The sequence below is a fragment of the Sphingobacterium sp. FBM7-1 genome (assembly GCF_020687765.1).
In the GTDB taxonomy this organism is placed as follows: Bacteria; Bacteroidota; Bacteroidia; order Sphingobacteriales; family Sphingobacteriaceae; genus Sphingobacterium.
In genome coordinates this window covers 948,318-971,089 of record NZ_JAJEWJ010000001.1, presented here as the reverse complement: position 1 = coordinate 971,089, position 22,772 = coordinate 948,318, and the positions used below count along the sequence as shown (strand labels likewise).

Sequence of the window (22,772 nt, the reverse complement as noted above, 5' to 3'; positions counted from 1 at the left end):
TGACTAATATCTCCTTGTTTTACTTTGGTCGGTAGGCATCTCAAAAGCAGACATGACGCAGCGGAAACCGATATAGGAGTGTGGTTCATACTCCACAACATAGTTTCGAGTTTCGCTGTTTAACTGCTCACCGTTGTCTTTCCAAGAACCACCGCGCACTACTTTACGTTTTAGCGCATCGCTATCGCTATCGCGCGCATCGTATAATAGAACGGGATTTAGGTCATTTACGAAAGCAATGGCGGAGGGGCTGTAAGCGTCAAGCGTCCATTCCGAGACGTTTCCCGCCATGTTATAAATACCGAAAGCATTAGGGGTATACGATTTCGCAGGGACCGTAAAGGTAGCGCCATCTTGTGAATAGGTACCTTCTCCTTGTTTGTAATTAACCGCCAGTTTCTTTTTACCTTCTTTGCCATCAATGGTTAGCCGTGTTCCAGAAATCGTATCCCGTGGATCTAGTTTTCCTTCCGCAGCATATTGCCATTGCGCTTCGGTCGGCAGGCTGAAGGTGAGGTGGTAGCCGCTCAAATAAGAATTTTTCATAATGTTGGCCATTAATTCTTTACCTCTCCAATCGGTGTATGCGCGGGCTTGTTTCCAAGTCACCCCCACTACGGGATAATAATCAAATGACTCATGCGTAAAGTAATTGGCATCCATAGAGGCTAGCTGTGCATTCGGGAAATCTTTTGACCAGATATCTGCTATAGGCATCACGGGGACAGTATCCGTAACATACTCCGTTTCCTCTTGTCCGTTCGCCCTCAAATACGAGAAACGATATTTTACAACCTCTTCGTTCAATGCTCGACGTGCTCCTTTCATCAAGACCATCGGTGCCAATCGTTCTTGAATGGATGGATCATTACTCCGCCAGAGGGGCGAGACACGCTTTACGCGTTTCCAATCTATCCGGCGTTGGCCATCTTCACCAACGATATCTAAAAAATATTGCTCATCGTTTAGGTAGTCGGTAACGGCAACGGAGTCTGCTACCCAGTTTACAAACTGCCGATATTGTTTATTCGTCACTTCCGTTTCATCGATAAAGAATGCGCTCAGGCTGATGTTTTTACCCACATTTCCACTGTCCAACGAACTTTTATACAGAATAGTTCCAGAAGGTACATATACCATGCCCGGAGGAGCGGGAAGTTTGCCGCCTTTGAACGCGGATACTTTCGGAGCATTATAAAAATGGTTTGATTTACACGCCGCGACGACTATCAATGAAGTTAGCAATCCGAAGATAATCGTTCTAGGTTTGGATAACTTGTGTCTCAAATTCTTCTTATTCATTATATTGTCATTTATAATCTGTGTGGATGTTTTCTGTTAATTACGGTTGAACAAAGCTAATTTTACGCCTAAAGAAAGGTAGGAATATTGGTCCATTTTGCTGTTAATTACCCCGTCAACGTTGTCTTTCGGAAGCAAGGACTGTTGGTAATTGATGTTGATAGCCCAACGTGGACCATAGAGTGTTCGTCCGATCGGTATGTCTAAGCCGATATGGAGCGGGATCGCCAGTTGGTAGCCGTTTAGGTCGTCGGAAATTTCTCCCCCCGCGCTCTCAATAGAGCCTTGATAAGTAGGGTCTATGCGGTGGTTAATGTTGTTTTTCAGGGCGCCAACACCGGCTCCTACGTAGATGTTTGCGAGTATCTTGCTAAAGGTGCCTGCTCCCAACGTATAATAGCTGTAGTTTTCGGGTAACGATAAGAACTGGCCGAGCCTGACTTTCGCATTAGCATGCAAGGCTAGGTAGCTGTTTTCGAAATCGCTATTCCATCCATAAGCACTAAGCATCCCTTTTTCACCTTTCACACCGACGGATATAAAGGGGGTTATTAATCCTTCGGCTTCTAGGTAACCTGCAAATCGCGTATCGGTATTTCCTAAATCAGCCCATACCATGGTACCACCTGCGCCGGCTCCTAAACTGATCGGACGAGAAAATTGTGCGAAAGTAGTCTGTAAAGAGAAAAAAGAGAATAAAATAAAAGCAAAAAAAATACTTCTTTTCATGTTGTGTATTGATTTATGAATGCATTAAATAAAAATCGATACTAGCGAAGCAATTATCTTGCCTTAATTTTTATATTGCTATTTTTCTCTTAATTTTAAGGCTATACAGAATATAAAACCCACTATATTGAGATGAAGATTGCTTTCTTTTCCACCCAGCCTTATGACCGCGTGTTTTTCAATCGTGAAAACCAAGATGAACGTTTCGAATATCAATTTTATGACACCCCTTTAGGTCCTCATATTGTACAAGCTGTAAACGACGTAGATGCGGTGTGCGTTTTTGTGAATGACCGGGTAAACCGTGAGGTACTGGAGGTCTTGGCCGAGCGGGGTATTAAGATAGTGGCTTTGCGCTGTGCTGGTTTTAATAACGTGGATGTAGATGCTGCACGGGAATTTGGCATTTCCGTTTGTCGGGTCCCGGCTTATTCGCCAGAAGCGGTTGCTGAACACGCTATGGCAATGCTGCTCACGCTGAATCGCAAAACGCATAAAGCCTATAACCGCGTGCGGGAACAAAATTTTTCGTTGAACGGTCTTTTAGGGTTTAACCTTCACGGTAAAACTATTGGGATCGTGGGAACTGGAAAAATCGGGAAGGCCTTTTGTCGTGTTGTGAACGGTTTTGGATGTAGAATAGTTGCTTTTGATCTCTACGAAGATAAAGAACTGATGGAAATGGGCGTGTCGTATGTAAGCATAGATACCTTGTATAAATCGTCTGATATTATATCGCTTCATTGTCCTTTAACGCCCGAAAACAGGCATATGATCAACCATACATCCCTACAGCACATGAAAGATGGAGTGGTGTTGTTAAATACCAGTCGAGGGGCGTTGATCGATACTACTGCTGTGATAGAGGCGCTCAAAACTGGTAAAATAGGGGGGCTTGCCTTAGATGTATACGAGCAGGAGGAACATGTGTTTTTTAGAGATCTTAGCGATACGATTATCCAAGACGATACCTTGCAACGTCTGATGAGCTTTCCTAACGTACTGATTACCGCACACCAAGCCTTCTTTACGCAGGAGGCATTGACGCAGATTGCTTCCACTACGCTAAGCAATATTGTAGAATTGCTCCAAGGACGTAAACCCGCTAATGAGCAAGCGATTGTTGTATAAGGCCCTTACAGCAATTCTACAGTACGATAAATGCGGTGTTTTTGCCCTTATTCATTCCACATTCGTCAGTGGTATACTCCGCGCTAATTCCACCGATTCCATCGACGTAGAGTCGCTTAACACACGATCAAACCATTCTTCGGGCTTGTTTGTGCCGCTTCGTTCCATTAAAAAACGAGCTAGTTCGATTACCTCCGTATTGGCCATGCGTACTGAACCGTGCGACTCTGCCTCACCTAACGATTCGAGATCAGTGGTGCCGTGGATCGTGTAGGGCATCTGGTAAATGATGCGTGCCCGTCCCATAGGATTTCCCGCTTCACCGGGTTTTTTGTATGTTTTATCTTTTGACCATTCGCTGTCCGGCGGTGTCCAGTCTGGATTCCAATCAATCTGATGTATTTTGAAATCACCCTGTGGAGTTGGATGTCCCTGTTTACCGACGGCTATCGCATACCGCTTGACCGTGTCATCGCCTTCTATTACAAAGAGCTGCCGTTGCGATATGCTGATCATCAATTTGATTTCGGCGGAATCGGATTCCGTATCGTTTTGTGTTGCAGGTGTTCTTTCCCTACATGAGAAGAAAGTGGATAGGATAGAAAATAGAAAAATGTAACGTATACTTCGCATAGCTTTTAATTTTATTAGGCTATCCTGCAAAAAATAAACCAAATTTAAACCGATGTAAAATATAAGTTGTACAACTTTACGGGTAGAAACGGATTTTGTGTCAGCTAAACGCCCAGCTCTTCGCCTAATTGAGTGGTGTTTTGTTAAAAAAATGAAACATTTTGTCGGAAAATTAAACGTCCGGCAATGTGTATCTACGTAATTTTGTATAGCTTAGCCTTAGTTAAGCGTACTTTTTTGAACGTTATAGATACGTTGGAATAGACTTAGATTAGTGAATTCTTAAATAACTTATTTCTTATATGAACGATAACATAGTGCTTAAATTTCTTTTTTTATTTCGCCCGTAATGGTATACCTTAACCACGCGGTAACACGGGAGCCATAGCCGAGGTGCGGCTGATGTTCAAGCTATAATGAACTAACTATGAAAAGAAAAATTGTTGTTAATTGCTTCTTGGCATTTGTAATTCTGCCAGTCCTATTCTTTATCCAATATTATAGAGGTGAAATTTCTAGAGGATACCCCAATACTTACACGCTATACGAAAACATAGGGCGTTTTTTTTATGTTTATGGTTATATGTTGCCATCGGCGCTATTTACCTTATTCATCCTATTGCCCTTTCAATCAATCAAGGATAATATGAACGATAATCATAAGCCTTTTTCGTTTGTAGGGAAATGGATGACTATTAGTGCACTAATTATGTTTTATTTGTTATTATGTGGGATGTTTTTAAATATATGGATGATTCCTTGGTGGCATAATTTCGCTTATCCTGTTTTTGCATTAGGTTTAGGAGGGTGCGCTAATATCCTACTTTATTTTATGGTCGATCGTCACGTTGAATAAAGTAATAAACCGGAAGTTATGCATGTTTTAGATCAGTTGAATTGATTGACAACAAAATAAACTTATTAGATGGAAAGCTACCGCTTAGTAAATTGAATTCTGATTGCAATGATTATGATAAGGAAGATTATTGGAAATATTCTAGTTGGTTTACTTTTGCCATTTCTATTTTTAGTTAGATGGTGGCCAAGCACTTACGATGCAATTTTTTACGGCGTTTATAAATATTATGATTTTCATATTACTTCTTTATCTGAATACCTATATGAGGTGTATGGGAGAGATTTTATGATAAGTTTCATATTCCCTTTATTATTTATGTTGCTTCCGTTTCAAATCATAAAGGATGGCTATTACTGGAAGAATAGACAAGCGTTGACATTGTGGAAAAAAATGCTCGTCTTTACAGGGATTGTCCTTTTGGAGGTGATGTTATTTGTTAGGGGGCCGATATACGATTATTACGCGTTATATTTAGGATCCGCGATAGGTATAGGCGTTCCCATTTCGGCACTCTTGTATTTATTGATAGATCGTTACGTCGAAAAAATAGCGAATGAAAAATTATGATTACAAATAAGTGATGGCATTGATGACGAAAATAATTTATTACATTTCCATTTTTATCTGTTCGATCCTTTTCTGCCCATCATCTTTCTGCTATTGATATTGCTTCCTTTTCAATTAATTAAAGATTATTTTAGTGAGAAGCGAAAACCTTTATCTCTGCTTGTAAAGAGTCTCGTTTTTACGGTCTTCTACACCGTTTGCTACGCATTCTTGGCTGGGGGATATATGGGTTATATGTTAAAGTCAAATCCTATGAGCTTCTGGGAGCCTATTATTATTGCGGGAATATTATATCCGATTCTGCTTTATTTTACAATTGACCGTTATGTCGAAAGGAAATGACAGACCAGAAGTTATGTAAATTCTTTTAAAAAATTGGACTTACCATAGACAATTGTCTTATCCGTGGCAATTCCAATATTATTTTTTGATTGATCGATTAAAAAGCAACAAAAAAAATGTTATTTTTCGTCGAACGCTGCTTCGGTAAACTTTTCACGTCGTCCACGTTAGGCCAGCTACTGCCGATTACATTACCAACTTTTTCGGTATAGGCTCCGTAGATGCCTTTTAAAAATTTTGCCATTTTTTCTGATTATTTAATTTGTTAAACCATTGCGGACAGGTACGACGTTTTTCTGATATCGGAAGCTAAACTATAGCTCCGCAGCATGCGAAAAGAATAATGGAACAAATTGAGACAACTTGATAGACGGCAGTATCATCACCGACCAAAAAAGACACGCAGCGTCCCAGCACAGCACGATGGTAAGGATGCTAACGGACCCTGAAAATTCAGCTGAAATGGAGGGTTTTTAGACCAGCGAACGGCTGGTATTTGGGAATTGTAGGGGAAAAATAGCGGATAAGTTCGAAACAGGCAGAGCTTTTCTTCGGCAGCACTTCGGGTGTTCTTCGACTAGCAGCCGAAGAAACCCGAAGCGGAGTCGAAGAACTGTCGAACAGCTGTCGAACAAGTGTCGAAGAACAGTCGAAGAAAACGACGTACGTCCTTATTTTTTTGGTACTAACTTTATCTTACCGGTCGTGTTCGGAATCGGGTATCGACCTTGTTCATCTTGTTGGATAGCCTCCGCGATGTAGTGGTTTTCCCCCTCAATATTCAGTAGTACGTAGGGGTTAATATCAACATCTTGGTTGCGCAAGGTAAGTTCAACTACTTTCGTACTGGGGTTATATAACAAAGACGAAATTTGGCCGGCATCTGTGGTTATCCAAAGTTTCTCTTCCGCTAAAAATACACGAGCTTTGGATGCAGTGGTCAGTTCTACCCGAATCCTATTATCGTTTTCCGTGAGATTTCCACTAAAGGCGAGCCAGCCAAATTCGGGATGACGGTGGATATAGGTGCCCGAATTCACGGCATAACCGTAGAAGCCACAGCCGTAATCGCCTGTTATACCGTCATTTGCTAATGTCGAAGGGTAGGAGTGAAACGCTGCCGGACCGAATCCATCTTCTGTAACATTGGCTAAAGCGCCCATTGTTCCGGCGTGTCCAATACGCAGTAAATAAAAATCATCTGGATCGCTTCGATATGCAGTCAAAACGGGAATAGCATTTAAGGCTGAGCCATAATGGTGGAGCTGTCGTTCGATTCGGGATAATTTACCCCCATAAACAAAGTCCCAATAGCGTCTGGCGCTGCCATTATACCCCCAATGCGGAACGGTAGGCATATAGGCCAAAATGGCGCGAAGGGTGGTTTGGGCTTTTGCATCAAACCCAAAGTATTGCGACCATAAGTACACTTCTTCTTGACCGGTGGAGTCCCAGGGCATTTCACTGCCAAATGGATAGTTTAGGCTTTTCCAGTGCAACGCTCGGTTTTTCATGACGGCTTCGAGTTTGGCAGCCGAGGTGTGCAAGCCTTCTTTTTGGAGTTCGGTTAAGATAATCAAGAATATGCTGCCTTCCATTTGTCCGAATTGGGCATAATGGGGGGCTTTTTCTACCATAGCAAGCGCGGTTTGGTAAGCGCGGTCCAAGTAGGTTTGCCAAGACTCATCCGACACGAGCCCGTTGTAATTTCGTGCCAAACGGTACAACACCCAATGTGCTGCAGCAACGTGCGGGTAGTTGTAGGATCGTCCGAGGTTGTCTGCTTCTTTTTTAGGCCATGCGGACCAAGCGTTCCAATTGATCGTATCGCTGTATGTGCCTGCTGGCATGGAATCCGGCTCATAATAAAACAAACTTTTTACCACGCCATATTTATCTTTTCCTTCGGCGTGTTGTATACGCCCGTAAAGGGTTTCGTTTGCAAATCGTTTTAGTTTATGGATTTCTTCGGCATTAGGCAGTAGTATTTGTTTCATCATTGCGGCGAGCCAACTGGCCGCACCGGCTTCGTCGCTCAGTCCCGCGTACCATGCGCGCTGTTCCTGCGTGACCGGCGATTGTGTTTCGTAGTCGTAGGTGATAATGGACGGCGAACGTTTGAAAGGGTCATTGGGGTTTTCGTACCATTGTTTGGTGGTTAGGAAATGCCCAAGGTCGCGTACCACTTCTTGCTCCGGCTTGATCACTTTGTATTGTATGGTCTGTGTTAATCCATCGGCATAGGTTACGGTGACACGTGCTCTGCCCCAGGTGTGACCGGTGACCATATAGCTCGCCCATTGGTTTGGCGTAGGAGTGAGCTGTTGGAATGACAACGCCTCCCTAGGATGAACTTCTATTTTCTCAACCTTTTTCGGGTATTTTAAAAAGAGCTTTGCCGGGCTATTTTGAGGAAGCACGTAACCGGGTGCTCCTATAGCCACCGGGCGCTGCTGACGAATGAGTTCCTCTTCGATTTGTTTAATACTGGGAGCTAAAACAAAACGCAGCGAAAAGCTTTTGGATGCTCCTGCTTCTAATACCGTAGATGTGGGCTCGTTCCATTGTTCGGCGTCTTTCCATTCCGTTTCCGCGTGTGCTTTGCTATGGATCATCCACTCATGAAAGCCTTCAAAGGTGATGCTACGTGGAGTAGGGTCGCTGTTTAGGGGATTGTAGGCCTCAAACGCTGCGTTTTCTTGCGGCAAGACCAATAAGCTCGGGCCATTTCCATGCAATCTGTTTACCTGTAAATAACCGGCCTCCATACCGATATAAGGGTCAAAAAAAACATTATCAGCGTGGGCGCTATCTAAGCTTTTCCCATCCAGATTATTATTGAATATCATGGGAATGCCCAGACTTCCGATTTCCACAGCTTGATCGGTGTTGTTTTTGATGACGAAACGTAAACTAAGATCGCCATGGACGTTCTCCCAGAAACGATGTACGGTTAATGGTATGTTGCCCAACGTGGCGGTTATGTCTGCGGCGGCCAATGTATTTTGGTTTGTGGGGAGTGAATTCACCGGCCGACGTTGTTCGGCAGAAGAAAAATGCGCCCATTCGGATGTGCCTACCTGCCGGATCGACAAATTGATGTCGCCGAGGTGGAAGAAGCCGTCGCGATCGCGTTTGCTCAAGAGTTCATCCGGCGTGTAATCGAAATGTGGGTCGTCGTTTAATTTTAGGGAGGATAGGGTTTGTGACGTTTGTAATATATCCAACTTGAATGGAGATACCGTGAACGTACTACTGCCTTGATCTATACCCAGTGTCATCGGTTGTTGCTGGATTTTATCCCAAATCGCATGTTGGGCATGAAGTAATCCGCTAGAAGCTTGCAAGAGCACGGATAATACAGACCATCTAAAAAGATACATACGTAGTTGTTTTGTTAGATTTTTTTTTGATTTGCGCATATCTAATAATGATAGGTGGATAATTTAAAGGTAATGCAGTTTTAAATTATAATGTTATTCAATTTTAACCAAAACCGACCTTATTTTCACCAATATGCGAGGCGATATTGTTAATATTAGGTTAATATCGTAACTTTCATTCGTAACTATACGCCGGTGTTATAGTTTAAATAGTGAACGATAAACCTATGTTGTCATGAGAATGATTCAGTTTAATGTGCCATTCCCCAAGGATAAATCTTTGCATGTTCAAGAAGATAAGCTTCAGGAGTTTTACCCCTATTTTCATAAGCATGAAGAGTATCAATTTATGTGGATTGTACGAGGGACAGGAACACTATTTGTCGCGGATAGTTTTCATCCCTTTCAAGAAAACGATATATTTTTATTGGGCTCCAACCAACCGCATGTATTTAAAAGCGATACGGACATGCTGGCGCCACACGGGGTCGAGTGTGTGTCTGTTTTCTTCCATATAAAAGGAATGCTCTCGCATTTGTCTCATATGCCCGAGTTGGAGGGATTAATCGAATTTGTGCAACGGAATTCAAATGGCTTTAAGGTGCCGGAAGGCTATAAAGGGCGGGTGAAACGACGGATTATGTTAATGAAGAAGTCCAGTATGTTAGAACGTTTAATCAGTTTTTTATTCTTGCTCAAGGAACTGAGTGCGGTATCTGATGAGCTTAAGCCGCTTTCTGCATCGGGTTTGCAGGATAAGGACGATGGTATGTTGCGTATCCACGAGATATGTCGTTACGTAAAAAGTAATTTTAAACGAAACATAACCTTAGAAGAGGCGGCTAGCCATGCTAGCCTCACACCACAGGCTTTCTGCCGATATTTTAAAAAACATACGGGGCTGACTTTTGTAAGTTATATCAATGAACTTCGTATTCAAGAAGCTTGCCGACTGATTACTTCGGAGCGGTATGAAAGTATCGGATTGGTGGCGTATAATTCGGGTTTTAATAGCATTACCAATTTCAATCGCGTATTTCGGACAGTTACCGGTTTTTCGCCGAAAGAATATCACGGACGTTATAAAAGTAATGTGCATTGAGGATGGTGTTAAAATCGGATAAGTTTTGATTAAAACTAGAGTAGCATTCCATTTAGATAGGTCATAGTTTTGAGTAAACAAATAATAGTTATGACAAATTTAAATTGGAGTGGGATTTTCCCTGCGATGTTAACACCATTTCACGAGAACGGTGACTTGGATTTGGAAATGCTGGCTATAAATATTGAAGCCCAATTAGCGGCGGGTAGCGAAGGTTTAATTCTAGCTGGAACGCTAGGGGAAGCCAGCGTATTGACCACGGACGAAAAATTTGAACTATTGACCTATACGTTGGGGGTAGTAAACGGGCGGTGTCCGGTGTTGCTTAACGTGGCGGAAAATACAACGCGGGATGCTGTTGCTTTCGCGCAAAAGGCTGAGAAATTGGGGGCTACAGGATTGATGGTGCTTCCACCGATGCGTTATCGCGCAGACGATGTCGAAGTTGTAACGTACTTCCGGACGGTTGCCCAGAGCACGAGTTTACCTATTCTTATCTACAATAATCCCGTAGATTACGGCATCTACATTACCTTAGATATGTTCGAAGAATTGCTTCAAGAACCGAATATACAAGCTGTGAAGGAATCGACTCGCGATTTGACAAATATTACACGATTACGGAATCGCTTTGGTGATCGTTTGAAAATTTTGGGTGGTGTGGACACCATTTTCTTGGAGAGTTTGGTAGTCGGGGCGGATGGTACGGTGGCCGGTTTGGTAGACGCTTTTCCGCGCGAAACATTTGCCATTTTTGATGCGTTTCGGAAAGGAGATATCAAAAAAGCAGTGGATATCTATCGATGGTTTATGCCTTTGTTGGAGCTCGATATACAGCCAAAGTTAGTGCAGTATATTAAATTGGCCGCGACTAAGGAAGGGCTGAGTACCCCATATACGCGTGCGCCAAGGCTTCCGTTGGAAGGAGAAGAAGAAAAACGAATTCATAAAATAATTGACGATGCAGTTGCATTGAGACCTCAAATTTGATTGTGTATGTTTATAGAAATATCCGACGAACAAATCGATGCCATTATTAACGGTTCCTTATCGGGGTACCGATACCTGCAGCATATTTCTTTAAAAGAGCGGTCGGTGTTGATGCATACTATTGCTGATGAAATAGAAGCGCTGGATGATGGGCTGCTAGAAATTGCACACACGGAATCGGCTTTACCCTTGGCTCGGTTAAGAGGAGAAAAGGCGCGTACGGTGAATCAATGGCGATCTTATGCCGATGCTGTGAAAACGGGAATTTACGCGGAAGCACGTATTGATAAAGGGGATGGAGCTGCCAAGGCGGATATTCGGAAATATAACAAAGGGATAGGACCCGTTGCGGTTTTTGGTGCGAGCAATTTTCCGTTTGCGTTTTCTACGGCAGGCGGCGATACCGCCAGTGCGATAGGAGCGGGATGTTCTGTGGTATTTAAAGAGCATCCGGGTCACCCCCAAACTTCGCAACTCATGGCACAAGCGATTGGTCGTGGTTTGGAAAAGTTCGGTGCACCGGCATCGGTTTTTAGCTATCTGCAAGGCGGGAGTCATGCCATTGGTCAATCGCTGGTGAGACATCCTGTCATCAAGGCCGTGGCCTTTACAGGCTCGCTGGGTGCAGGTAGATCCTTATTCGATATTGCTGCGCTTCGTGAAGAACCTATTCCGGTATTTGCCGAAATGGGCAGTGTGAACCCCGTGTTTGTGCTCCCACAATACCTGAAGGCTAATCAAACAGCGCTTGCCGCAGCATATGTGCAGTCACTGACCTTGGGCGTAGGGCAGTTTTGTACGAATCCCGGACTATTGTTTGTGTTGAAAGACGAATCGCTAGCGGGTTTTAAAAAAGAACTGCGAGCGGCGATACAGACGGTAGACGACGCAAAGATGCTGCATTGGGGAATTATGCGGGATTATAATTCGGCCAAATCTAAGTTATCGATGCAGGGTGGTGTCGAACTGCTGGGGGAAGGGCGCGTATCTGCGACAGATACGGGCGTTGCGGCACTCTATTCGACAACAGGAACGGCATTTTTGGAAAATAAAGCGCTTGCTGCGGAAGTTTTTGGCCCTACTGGATTATTGGTAGAATGTGATAGTTCCGCCGAACTGGGTAAGATCGTGGAATCGCTCGAAGGGCAGTTGACCATTACTTTTGCGGCGACGACGGAAGATATCCGAACAAATACTGCTTTACTGGATAAGGCGCAGGAAAAATGTGGTCGTATACTTTTCGGCGGGATGCCGACAGGGGTAGAGGTGGTATATGCCATGCAGCATGGTGGCCCTTATCCCGCAACGACCGATAGTCGTTTTACTTCTGTAGGGCCGGATGCTGTTAAACGTTTCCTTCGCCCGGTCAGCTTTCAGAATTGGCCCGATGAATTTTTGCCGCTAGAGCTGAAAGACGAGAATCCACTGCAGATTGAAAGGATAGTTGATAATCGTCGTGCGCTTGCATCCGATGAATAAGCATAGACGTTAAAAAAATGAAGAAGACATTTTTTTGTATAGACGCACATACTTGCGGTTGTCCTGTCCGTCTAATCGCGGGCGGAGCGCCTTTGCTGAACGGCAATTCGATGATGGAGCGGCGCTTGCATTTTATGCAATCTTATGATTGGATACGTAAAGGCCTCATGTTCGAGCCCCGCGGGCACGATATGATGAGTGGAAGCATTTTGTATCCAGCCATCGACCCGGCTAATGATATTGGTGTATTATATATCGAAACGAGTGGCTGTTTGCCCATGTGTGGACATGGCACGATAGGGACCGTGACGATTGCTATAGAGGAAGGGTTAGTGCAGCCGAAGGTGCCTGGCAAGTTACGGCTCGAAACACCCGCGGGACTGGTGTTGATTGATTACAAGCAAGTTGGGGAGAAGGTGGAATCGGTTAAATTAACGAATGTAAAATCTTTTCTGCATAGCGAGCGCCTAACGGCGGATTGTGCAGATCTAGGGACGTTAGTGGTCGACGTTGCTTACGGTGGGAATTTCTATGGTATTATCGATCCGCAGGAAAATTTCCCGGATATCAGTGCTTTTTCGGCACGGCAACTTATTCACTACGGTAAAATTATCCGGGGTCTATTAAATGAACGATATGAATTTATCCATCCAGAAGATCCCAATATCCGAGGCCTAAGTCATATTCAGTGGACAGGTGCGCCTATGCTCCCGAATTCTTCTGGGCGAAATGCGGTACTTGTGGGAGAAAATGCCTTGGATCGCTCTCCCTGTGGAACCGGCACTTCCGCACGTATGGCACAATGGTATGCAAAAGGTAAGCTCCGAGGAGGAGACGTGTTTGTCCATGAAAGCTACATCGGATCACAATTTATCGGGCGGATCGAAGAAGAAACGGAGGTGGCCGGGAAACCCGCTATCGTACCTTCTATAGAAGGTTGGGCGCGTATCACGGGATACAACACGATTTTTATTGATGATGAAGACCCTTATAAGGAAGGATTTCAAGTCATGTGATTTATAGAAATACGAGATATATTTAAGTTGAGAACAGCAAACAAAGGAACCGTAATTATAATCGGCGCTGGCATAGCGGGGCTGTCTTCTGCATTTTACTTGGTGCGGGACGGTTGGAAAGTCACGGTATTAGAGCAAGGTAGTTTAGCAGATAATTGTTCGTACGGAAATGCGGGGATGATTGTGCCGAGCCATTTCATCCCGTTGGCGGCACCAGGGATGGTGGAAAAAGGCTTGAGATGGATGTTCAATAAGAAGAGTCCTTTTTACATACGGCCTAGCTTGAACTGGAATTTACTGAACTGGGGAATAACTTTTATGAAATCGGCGAATAGGCGACACGTGGACAACCACGTGGAGGCCATACGCGATGCAAATTTATACAGCAGTGGTCTATATGATGCTATTGCCAAAATGCCCGGTTTTAATTTTGAGCTGGAGAAAAATGGTATTATGTTGCTTTATAAAACGCCTGAAGTAGAACGTGAAGAAATTGAAGTTGCCCAACGGGGACGGGATCTTGGACTGGATGTTGAGGTGTTGGATAGTGCGGGTATTCAGGAGCTGGAGCCTCATTTGAAAGTAGATGTACGAGGAGGTATACGCTATAAGTGCGACGGAAAACTCTGCCCACAGAAACTGATGCGACAGCTTATCGCGTATTTGAAAGAAGCGGGGGTAGATTTTCAGGAATACACCCATGTCACAAAATTCGTACAAGCGGCACAGCGGGTTAAACAGGTGCAGACTAACCGAGGAGACTTTACAGCCGACGAAGTGGTGTTGGCGACGGGAGCATCGTTGCCCGAACTGGCTTCGAAATTGGGTCTGAAGATTCCCGTTATGCCTGGTAAGGGTTATTCTTTTATGTATGCGCCTGAAGGTGAGCGCCAGTTGAAGCATGCTGCTCTTCTGGTGGAAGCTAGGGTAGCCGTTACACCCATGGATGGGCAAATTCGATTTAGCGGCACGATGGAGTTAGGTAGCGCGAATAATACCGTTTATCAAAGCCGTGTGAAAGGGATTGTCGAAGCTATTCCGCGCTATTTCCCATCGCTAAATGTCGATTATCCCCGGGATAAGGTGTGGTTGGGCTATCGCCCTTGTTCGCCCGATGGGATCCCCTATTTGGGCAGGGTAAATCGATTCGCTAATGTTACGGTTGCGGGTGGAGCCGGTATGATGGGCTTAAGCTTAGGGCCTGCTTTTGGAAAAACAATCGCCGATATTCTGGGGAACCGTTTTACCGAAATTGATATACAGAAATTTAAACCTGATCGATTTTCGTAATCGGCATGCATAAACCTTTAATGATGATAAAATATATTCTTCTACCTGCGTTATTTTTTTCTTCCATGTCACCAGCACAAGATCTAAACGACTATAGTCATACTACACCGATCGAACCCTTGATTGTCCAGTATGGCCATGACGTACAGGCTATAAATTATTTTTACGGACCCATGCCGAAAGGATGGGGACACCAGCCTGCTTACGAGTCGCCGGAGCAATTAGAGAGGCTATTATTATTGAATCGATCCTATCTGGATAAACTGGCGTCGTATCCTTATGATCAATTGGAAACCAATGGTCAGGTCGACTACATTTTGTTGAATAGGAAAATAAAGCAGTACAGTGAAGAACTCGAAAATAAGAAAGTCCGTTTAGAACAGTTGGATAAATATATTGCTTTCAGCAGCGATATTTATGTATTGGAAAAACTTCGAAGAAGGGGAACGACGATAAACGGCGAAGAGGTTGCGGAGCAGATAAACAGTATCACTAAAAGGGTGATGCAAGCCGAAAGAGACCTAACAGAAGACGCGACGCTGACGTTTAAAGATGTCCAACTCTTACAAGAGGTGTTACATTCGCTGAAATTAAGATTACAGAGCGTTTACGATTTTTATCATGGTTATGATCCGATGTTTACCTGGTGGGTGCCACAGCCCTATCAACAGCTATCGGAATATATGGACCGCTATGCGGCGGCGCTCCACACGCAGGTGGAGCGAGCGATTTTTGATGACGGCAGTGGTATTGGCGGAAATCCGATCGGTCGGGAAGCACTCAACGCGCAATTGAAAAAGGAGATGATCGCATATTCGGCCGATGATTTATTACGATTGGCTGATCAGGAGTTTGCCTGGTGTCAGGCCGAACTGCTGGCCGCTACCGCAGAAATGGGGTTTGGTCAAGATTGGAAAGCTGCTCAGGAGAAAGTTAAAAACGCCTTCGTACCTGCCGGCCAGCAACCCGAACTTATCTTAAGACTGTACAACGCGGCGCAGGATTTTATCCGCGAAAATGATTTGATGGATATACCACCACTTGCCGATGAGACTTGGGGAATGATTATGATGACACCGGAAAGGCAACAGATCAATCCATTCTTCACGGGTGGACGGGAAATTAGTATTTCCTATCCCACGGATGGGATGACCCATGAGCAGAAACGGATGAGTATGCGCGGAAATAATCCTTATTTCTCGTTCCCGACGGTGCAACATGAATTAAATCCGGGGCATCATTTACAATATTTTATGAATCGACGGTATAAGCCTTATCGGGAAAAAGCGTTTAATACACCGTTTTGGACAGAGGGTTGGACACTCTATTGGGAGCTCCTGATGTATGATAAAGGATTTGCGAAAACGCCCGAAGAACGTTTAGGGATGTTGTTCTGGCGGATGCACCGGTGCGCCCGTATTACGTTTAGTATTCAATTTCATTTGGGCGAATGGACGCCGCAACAGTGTATTGATTATTTGGTCGACCAAGTGGGGTTTGAGCAGGCAAACGCGCATGGGGAAGTCAAAAGATCGTTCGAAGCGAATTACGGGGAACTTTACCAGTTAGCTTATTTAGTCGGCGGTCTGCAATTAATGGCGATAAAAAAAGAATTGGTTGACAAGGGGATGATGTCTTATAAAGTATTCCACGACCGGGTTATCAAAGAGAATTATATGCCGATGGAGATGCTGCGAGCGATATTGATCGAGCAGGATCTTTCGCCAGATCATGAGGCTGCATGGAAATTCTATTCTTTTAAATAGATGGGGTGATGGGGCAAAGAAATCAAGGTTTTCATAAATCGATGGGCCTGCTGGATGCGACCATGCTGGTGGCTGGGAGTATGATTGGTTCGGGGATTTTTATTGTCTCGGCCGATATCGCTCGTCATACCGGATCTGCAGGCTGGTTAATACTGGTTTGGGTGATCTGTGGCTTCATGACCTTGACCGCTGCGCTGACTTACGGCGAACTCAGTGCGATGTTTCCCAAAGCGGGCGGGCAGTATATCTACCTTCGGGAGGCTTATAATCCATTGGTGAGTTTTGTTTTCGGCTGGACTTTCTTTGCCGTTATACAAACCGCTACTATTGCAGCCGTGGGGGTGGCTTTTGCTAAATTTACCGCTTATCTATTCCCTATTTTAGACGAAGATGTCATTGTACTTCGTTTAGGTACCTATTCGGTATCTTCCGCCCAGTTACTGGCTATCGTGGTGATTATTTCGCTTACTTTTATCAATTCCCTCGGGATTAATAGCGGGAAGCGCGTACAAACGACGCTGACCTTAATCAAAATTGGTAGTCTTTTATTACTACTCCTGTTTGGCTTTTTAGCATTCAAACATGAAATTTGGATGCTGAATTGGTCTCACTCGGATATATGGAACCTGCGCAAGCTTAACTTGGATGGGAGCTTCGAAGATTATACGACGGTCGGAGCACTCGGGGCGCTGTCGGCGGCATTGGTAGGTGCTTTGTTCAGTAGTGATTCCTGGCATTCTTCATCGGCCGTAGGTGGGGAAATTAAAAATCCTCAGCGTAACATCGGATTGAGTTTGGCCTTGGGAACGATCACGGTAACCGTCGTGTACCTCTTGACCAACCTCATGTATACCGCTGTTCTCGATTTACAAACCATGGTGAACGCGCCAAAGGATCGAGTCGCTATGCGGGCTGCGCAAGAGATTTTTGGACCGGTGGGGATCACCCTCATTGCCGTATTGATTATGATCAGTACGTTTGGCTGTAATAATGGGATTATTCTTTCTGGGGCACGGGTTTATTACTCCATGGCGTTAGATGGGCTGTTTTTTAAAAAAGTAGGGCGATTAAATAAGAATGCGGTGCCTGCATACGCCCTGTGGTTACAAGGCATCATTGCTGCTATTTGGTGCTTAAGTGGGAAATATGGGGATCTATTGGATATGATTACCAGTGTGGTCGTTATATTTTATGTGCTGGGGGTAGCGGGGGTTATCCGTTTGCGGTATACCCGCCCCGGGGCGCAGCGACCCTATAAAGCTTTTGGATATCCCTATTTACCCATTATCTATATCGTGATGGGCGTCAGCTTTGTGCTATTGATGATCGTCTATAAGCCGACTTATACCTTGCCTGGAATTTTTATAGCGCTAACGGGAATTCCAATTTTTTATATGATTAACAACAAAAGCGAGAAAAATGTATAAAAGAAAATTGATTACACTTTGCTATCTTTTAGCTTTTTACGGGAGTTTTGCACAGGGCAACGCAGCAGACTATCAACGTGCTCGGGATATAGCGAATAAAATCAGTAATAAGGTGTGGGACGTTCCTATGGAGGTGCAATGGGATGAAGCGGGTACGTTGTCCTGGTATGAAAAAAACACCGCTGCGGGTAGGGTTTTTGTACTCGTAAACCCAGCTAAGCCCTCCAAGGAAGCACTATTTGACAAGACCTTATTGGAAAGACAACTTGCTGAAGAAGTCGGTAAAACGGTTAGCTTTGAAAGTGTTCCTCGCCGAAGTATCAAGTTGGCTGGCGATAGTGTGTTTGATTTTGAATATGAGCGATGGGTATGGTCTTGGGACAGAAGGAAGAATCAACTGCACAAAAAAGATAGCGTCATCCGACAAGACAGTGGTGGTGGATATTGGGGAAGACGTTTTGATGATAGCAAAGGCAAGCCTGTAGCGTCTCCTAATGGATCGACTATTGCGTATCTTAAAAATAACAATATCTATATCGCTGAGAAAGAAAACCCACAAACGGAACGTCAACTAACGTACGACGGAAGTCCGGGTGAATATTACGCCGCGGATATACAATGGTCGCCGGACGGGAAAAAAGTTGCAGGCATGAAGGTGCGCAAGGCTGAAGTGCGTCAGCTTACTTTGTTGGAATCTTCTCCTTTGGACCAGCTGCAGCCCAAGTTGCAAACTCGAGATTACCCGAAGCCTGGAGACGCTTTGCCTCAATATTATCCGGTTATTTACAATTTGGAGTCTAACAAGTTGTATAAAGTCGATCCCGCTATGGTGGATAACCAATTTTCGTTAAGTCGTTTGGGTTGGCGCCAAGACAGTCGTTCGGTGACTTTTGAATTTAATAAACGTGGGCATCAACAATATGCTATCGTTGCGTTGAGTGCGCTGGATGGGGCTACCCGATATATAGTCAATGAGACAAGTAAAACATTTATCGATTACAGTGGTAAGCGTTATCGCTATGATGTAAACGACGGAAGCCAGTTGATCTGGGCTTCGGAAAGAGATGGTTGGAATCATCTCTATTTGTATGATGGAAATCGTGGTCAAGTCCTCAACCAGATTACGAAAGGCGAATGGGTTGTGCGTAAGGTGGTGCATGTGGACGAAGGAAGGCGGGAGATTATTTTTGAGGGGAGTGGTAAACATCAAGGCCAGGATCCTTACTTTATACATTATTATATCGTTGATTTTGATGGGAAAAATCTTCGGACACTCACGCAGGAAAACGCCAGCCATCGGGCCTACTTTAATAGGGATCATCATTATTTCGTAGACGTTTACTCTCGCGTGGATCAGGCTCCGATATCGGTGCTGAGGGACCGGAAAGGACGCGTGGTGATGGAACTGGAACACGCTAGTGAAGAAGCCTTAAAAAAGGAAGGCTGGCGTGCTCCGGAAGTATTTACGGCAAAAGGTAGAGACGGTGTACACGATATATGGGGCATTATCGTGCGGCCGACGAATTTTGATCCAACTAAAAAATACCCTGTTATAGAGTATATCTATGCAGGCCCCCACAGTTCTTTCGTCCCTAAAACGTTTACGCCAAATCCGAGTGGTATGCAAGAACTTGCTGAACTGGGTTTTATTGTGCTGCAGATCGACGGAATGGGCACCTCTAACCGCTCGAAAGCGTTCCACGATGTTTGTTGGAAGAATCTAAAAGATGCAGGCTTTCCGGATCGTATTATTTGGATGAAAGAAGCGGCGAAAAAATATCCCTATATGGATTTGGATAGGGTAGGGATTTACGGGACATCGGCGGGGGGACAAAGCTCAACAGCCGCCTTATTGTTTCACCCAGAGTTTTATAAGGTAGCGGTCTCTTCCTGCGGGTGCCACGACAATCGGATGGACAAGATCTGGTGGAATGAACAATGGATGGGATGGCCGGTGGGACCGGAATACGCTGCGAGTTCAAATGTAGAACACGCGGCAAAACTGGAAGGAAAATTAATGCTAATTGTGGGCGAACTGGATGATAATGTAGATCCTGCATCGACTTATCAGCTTGTGCATGCATTGATTAAAGCAGAGAAGGATCATGAATTGATTGTGGTGCCGGGAATGGGACATTCCTCAGGGGGAACTTATGGCGAAAAAAAGCGTCGTGATTTTTTTGTAAAGCACTTGATGGGAGTTGATCCGCCGGCTTGGAGTTTGCACAAATAAATGTTATACTCCCTAATTAGGGATAGGAAGTTAAAAAGGAAAAAGATGATTTTTGTAGATAATGAAACCATAGCGACACGGTTGACGCACAAAGCGCTTATAGAAGCGTTGGAAGCGATGTTTAAATCGGCATATACGATGCCTGTACGCCATCACCATTTTTATGAAAACAAAGAAGGACAAGAAAATACGCTTATTCTGATGCCTTGCTGGAATAGCGAGTATATAGGGATTAAACAGGTGGTGGTGGCGCCTGATAACCATACGAAGCATTTGCCGGCGATACACGCCATTTACACACTTCTGGACGCGGTTACGGGTAGGCCGCTAGCCCAGATGGATGCAACCGAACTCACGGCTCGGCGCACGGCTTGTGCTTCCGCGTTAGCGGCCTCTTACTTAGTACGGAAAGATGTAAAGACTTTACTGATCGTGGGTGGAGGAAAGGTCGCGGAACATCTCCTTGATGCACATCGCTGTGTTAGAAATTATGAACGGGTATGGGTGTGGATGCGAAATAAGGAGAAAGGAAAGCAATTTGTGGAAGAACAGAAAAAGAAAGGTGTGCCTATAATGTTGGTAGCAGATTTAGAAGAGGCAGTGCGAAATGCGGACGTTATTTCTACCGCGACCCTGTCTCAGGTACCGTTAATTAAGGGAGAATGGGTGCAGGCTGGAACACATTTGGATTTGATTGGGGCCCATACGCCCAAAAGTCGGGAAGTGGATGACGACGCGATTCGCAAGAGTAGCATTTTTGTAGATTCTAGAGCGGGTGCATTGCACGAAACGGGTGAAATGGCCATACCTATTGCCCAAGGAGTTTTAGATCCACAAGCCGTAAAAGCCGATATTGTCGAATTATGTAAAGGGGAACATCTGGGTAGAGGAAGCGAAAGTGAGATTACACTGTTTAAATCGGCTGGCCTGGCCATCGAAGATTTTGCGGCAGCGCTGCTGGTGTACCGCAGTCTTCCAATTGAATAGGGATACTTTTTAGATTTTCGGACGGATTATACATAAAATATGTTTTCATCAACAACCTATCAGCGAAGACGAGAAATATTGAAAAAAGAGGTTTCCCATGGAGGGATCCTGCTGCTGGGCCATATAGAAAGCCCCATCAATTTTGAACATAATACCTACCCTTTCCGACAGGACAGTTCCTTTCTGTACTATGTCGGTATACAGGTGCCCCGATTGGCTGTCTTATTTGATGTAGACGAAAATCGAGATATCCTTTTTGGGGATGAACATGATTTGGACGATGTGATTTGGATGGGTAGACAAGAAACATTACAGGATAAATGCCTGAAAGCTGGCCTGCAGGAAGTGCGCCCCTTTAATCAGCTGGGCGCCTATATACAAAACATGTTGCGGGGGAATAGAAAGGTTCATTATCTTCCTCCTTATCAATCGTATAGTGAGATTTTGCTTCAGGAGGTGTTGGGAATTCCCCGCGCAGCAATTAGCCCTTCCGCAACCTTGATCAGGGCGGTGGTAAAACAACGGTCTGTCAAGGAAGATCAGGAGATCGAACAGATCGAAAAGGCGGTGCAGGTTTCGGTGGATATGCATCGGTTGGCTATGCAGATCGCCAAACCGGGTATGAAAGAATTTGAGATCGTGAATGCGATTCAGAAATTGGCGGCTGATCAAAGTTGTTCACTCGCTTATCCACCAATCGTAACGGTTCATGGAGAAGTGTTACATAATCATTATCGGCAGCACACGCTCCAAAGCGGTGATATGGTGTTGAATGATTCTGGTGCGGAGACCGCTATGGGCTATGCTGCGGATTTGACACGTACTTTTCCGGTGGATCGAACCTTCACGGTGCAACAACGAGAGGTGTATCAAGTGGTATTAAAAGCTTTTGCTGATGCGCGCTGCATGTTGCAGCCTGGCGCACAGTTCAAAGAGGTCCACCTGCAAGCTGCTAGATCCTTGGTTACCGGGTTGATAGAGTTAGGATTGATGCATGGTGACCCGGAAGAAGCTGTCCAAAACCATGCGCATACCTTGTTTTTTCAATGTGGTTTAGGGCATATGATGGGGTTGGATGTTCACGATATGGAAGATCTAGGAGAACAATACGTGGGTTATACCGAGGATGAACCCAAGGATACGGAAACCTTTGGGTTAAAATCTTTAAGGCTCGGAAAAGCGCTGCAGTCCGGTTATGTAATCACCGTCGAACCCGGTATATATATCATACCCGAATTGATTGACCGATGGCAAGCAGAAAAGAAACATAGCGCTTTTATAAACTATGCAACACTGGCACAATACCGTAACTTCGGCGGTATCCGTATAGAGGATAATTTTTTGATTACACCACGCGGAAATCGTGTTTTGGGTCCCGAATTAATGATCACGGTAGATGAAATAGAAGCCTATAGGTCAAGTTTTTGTTGATCTGATTTGCGTACGTATAGCGATTATTATGGATGTTAAAATTCGGTTAACTTTAGGTAAAATAGAGGTATAATCGAGCGTTATTCGATCGTAACTTTAATGTTA

General features: G+C 44.5%; 18 protein-coding genes. 13 read left to right on the top strand and 5 right to left on the bottom strand.

Annotation, left to right across the window (positions count from 1 at the left end; translation table 11 throughout):
* Positions 1 to 3 precede the first annotated feature (3 nt).
* Positions 4 to 1,302, bottom strand: coding sequence for an SUMF1/EgtB/PvdO family nonheme iron enzyme (locus LKO28_RS04495; protein ID WP_227693496.1), 1,299 nt, complete (start codon positions 1,300 to 1,302; stop codon positions 4 to 6).
* A 36-nt stretch (positions 1,303 to 1,338) separates the two neighbouring features.
* Positions 1,339 to 2,031 carry a hypothetical protein gene (locus tag LKO28_RS04490; protein WP_227693495.1) on the bottom strand — a complete coding sequence of 231 codons (693 nt, stop codon included), beginning with the start codon at positions 2,029 to 2,031 and terminating at the stop codon, positions 1,339 to 1,341.
* Positions 2,032 to 2,163: 132 nt separating this feature from the next.
* Here LKO28_RS04490 and LKO28_RS04485 point away from each other — a divergent pair, with 132 nt between their 5' ends.
* Positions 2,164 to 3,162, top strand: a complete 999-nt coding sequence (locus LKO28_RS04485; protein WP_227693494.1) for a 2-hydroxyacid dehydrogenase — start codon at positions 2,164 to 2,166, stop codon at positions 3,160 to 3,162.
* 51 nt (positions 3,163 to 3,213) lie between these two features.
* On the opposite strand, the gene LKO28_RS04480 is transcribed toward LKO28_RS04485, so the two are convergent.
* A complete protein-coding gene (locus LKO28_RS04480) occupies positions 3,214 to 3,795 on the bottom strand; it encodes a L,D-transpeptidase (protein WP_227693493.1) in 582 nt (193 codons plus the stop codon).
* 427 nt (positions 3,796 to 4,222) lie between these two features.
* On the opposite strand from LKO28_RS04480, the gene LKO28_RS04475 reads away from it, so the two are divergent.
* Positions 4,223 to 4,651, top strand: a complete 429-nt coding sequence (locus LKO28_RS04475; RefSeq protein WP_227693492.1) for a hypothetical protein — start codon at positions 4,223 to 4,225, stop codon at positions 4,649 to 4,651.
* A 114-nt stretch (positions 4,652 to 4,765) separates the two neighbouring features.
* The gene (locus tag LKO28_RS04470; RefSeq protein ID WP_227693491.1) at positions 4,766 to 5,221 is read left to right on the top strand and encodes a hypothetical protein; all 456 of its coding nucleotides are present in this window, start codon (positions 4,766 to 4,768) and stop codon (positions 5,219 to 5,221) included.
* Between the two features lie 439 nt (positions 5,222 to 5,660).
* Here the strand turns inward: LKO28_RS04470 and LKO28_RS04465 are convergent, their stop codons facing one another.
* Both LKO28_RS04465 and LKO28_RS04460 read right to left on the bottom strand, forming a co-directional pair.
* Positions 5,661 to 5,807 carry a hypothetical protein gene (locus LKO28_RS04465; protein ID WP_227693490.1) on the bottom strand — a complete coding sequence of 49 codons (147 nt, stop codon included), beginning with the start codon at positions 5,805 to 5,807 and terminating at the stop codon, positions 5,661 to 5,663.
* A gap of 427 nt (positions 5,808 to 6,234) precedes the next feature.
* Positions 6,235 to 8,946: a DUF5695 domain-containing protein gene (locus LKO28_RS04460; RefSeq protein WP_227693489.1), complete on the bottom strand. Its 2,712-nt coding sequence runs from the start codon at positions 8,944 to 8,946 to the stop codon at positions 6,235 to 6,237.
* A gap of 235 nt (positions 8,947 to 9,181) precedes the next feature.
* Here LKO28_RS04460 and LKO28_RS04455 point away from each other — a divergent pair, with 235 nt between their 5' ends.
* From LKO28_RS04455 to LKO28_RS04410, 10 genes are all read left to right on the top strand, one after another.
* Positions 9,182 to 10,048, top strand: coding sequence for an AraC family transcriptional regulator (locus LKO28_RS04455; protein ID WP_227693488.1), 867 nt, complete (start codon positions 9,182 to 9,184; stop codon positions 10,046 to 10,048).
* A 90-nt stretch (positions 10,049 to 10,138) separates the two neighbouring features.
* Positions 10,139 to 11,038 carry a dihydrodipicolinate synthase family protein gene (locus LKO28_RS04450; protein ID WP_227693487.1) on the top strand — a complete coding sequence of 300 codons (900 nt, stop codon included), beginning with the start codon at positions 10,139 to 10,141 and terminating at the stop codon, positions 11,036 to 11,038.
* A 6-nt stretch (positions 11,039 to 11,044) separates the two neighbouring features.
* The gene (locus tag LKO28_RS04445; RefSeq protein WP_227693486.1) at positions 11,045 to 12,517 is read left to right on the top strand and encodes an aldehyde dehydrogenase (NADP(+)); all 1,473 of its coding nucleotides are present in this window, start codon (positions 11,045 to 11,047) and stop codon (positions 12,515 to 12,517) included.
* Positions 12,518 to 12,534: 17 nt separating this feature from the next.
* On the top strand, positions 12,535 to 13,533 hold the full coding sequence (locus LKO28_RS04440; protein ID WP_227693485.1) for a 4-hydroxyproline epimerase: 999 nt from the start codon (positions 12,535 to 12,537) through the stop codon (positions 13,531 to 13,533).
* A gap of 27 nt (positions 13,534 to 13,560) precedes the next feature.
* Positions 13,561 to 14,823 carry an NAD(P)/FAD-dependent oxidoreductase gene (locus LKO28_RS04435; RefSeq protein ID WP_227693484.1) on the top strand — a complete coding sequence of 421 codons (1,263 nt, stop codon included), beginning with the start codon at positions 13,561 to 13,563 and terminating at the stop codon, positions 14,821 to 14,823.
* A gap of 20 nt (positions 14,824 to 14,843) precedes the next feature.
* Positions 14,844 to 16,589 (top strand): DUF885 family protein, encoded by a 1,746-nt coding sequence (locus LKO28_RS04430; RefSeq protein WP_227693483.1) that lies wholly within the window; start codon positions 14,844 to 14,846, stop codon positions 16,587 to 16,589.
* A gap of 8 nt (positions 16,590 to 16,597) precedes the next feature.
* Positions 16,598 to 18,016, top strand: coding sequence for an APC family permease (locus LKO28_RS04425; protein ID WP_227693482.1), 1,419 nt, complete (start codon positions 16,598 to 16,600; stop codon positions 18,014 to 18,016).
* On the top strand, positions 18,009 to 20,249 hold the full coding sequence (locus LKO28_RS04420) for a S9 family peptidase (RefSeq protein ID WP_227693481.1): 2,241 nt from the start codon (positions 18,009 to 18,011) through the stop codon (positions 20,247 to 20,249). The genes LKO28_RS04425 and LKO28_RS04420 overlap by 8 nt, the downstream gene beginning before the upstream one ends.
* 45 nt (positions 20,250 to 20,294) lie before the next feature.
* On the top strand, positions 20,295 to 21,236 hold the full coding sequence (locus LKO28_RS04415) for an ornithine cyclodeaminase family protein (RefSeq protein ID WP_227693480.1): 942 nt from the start codon (positions 20,295 to 20,297) through the stop codon (positions 21,234 to 21,236).
* Between the two features lie 39 nt (positions 21,237 to 21,275).
* Complete coding sequence (locus tag LKO28_RS04410) at positions 21,276 to 22,667, top strand: aminopeptidase P family protein (RefSeq protein ID WP_227693479.1); 1,392 nt, start codon at positions 21,276 to 21,278, stop codon at positions 22,665 to 22,667.
* The last annotated feature ends 105 nt before the right edge of the window (positions 22,668 to 22,772 follow it).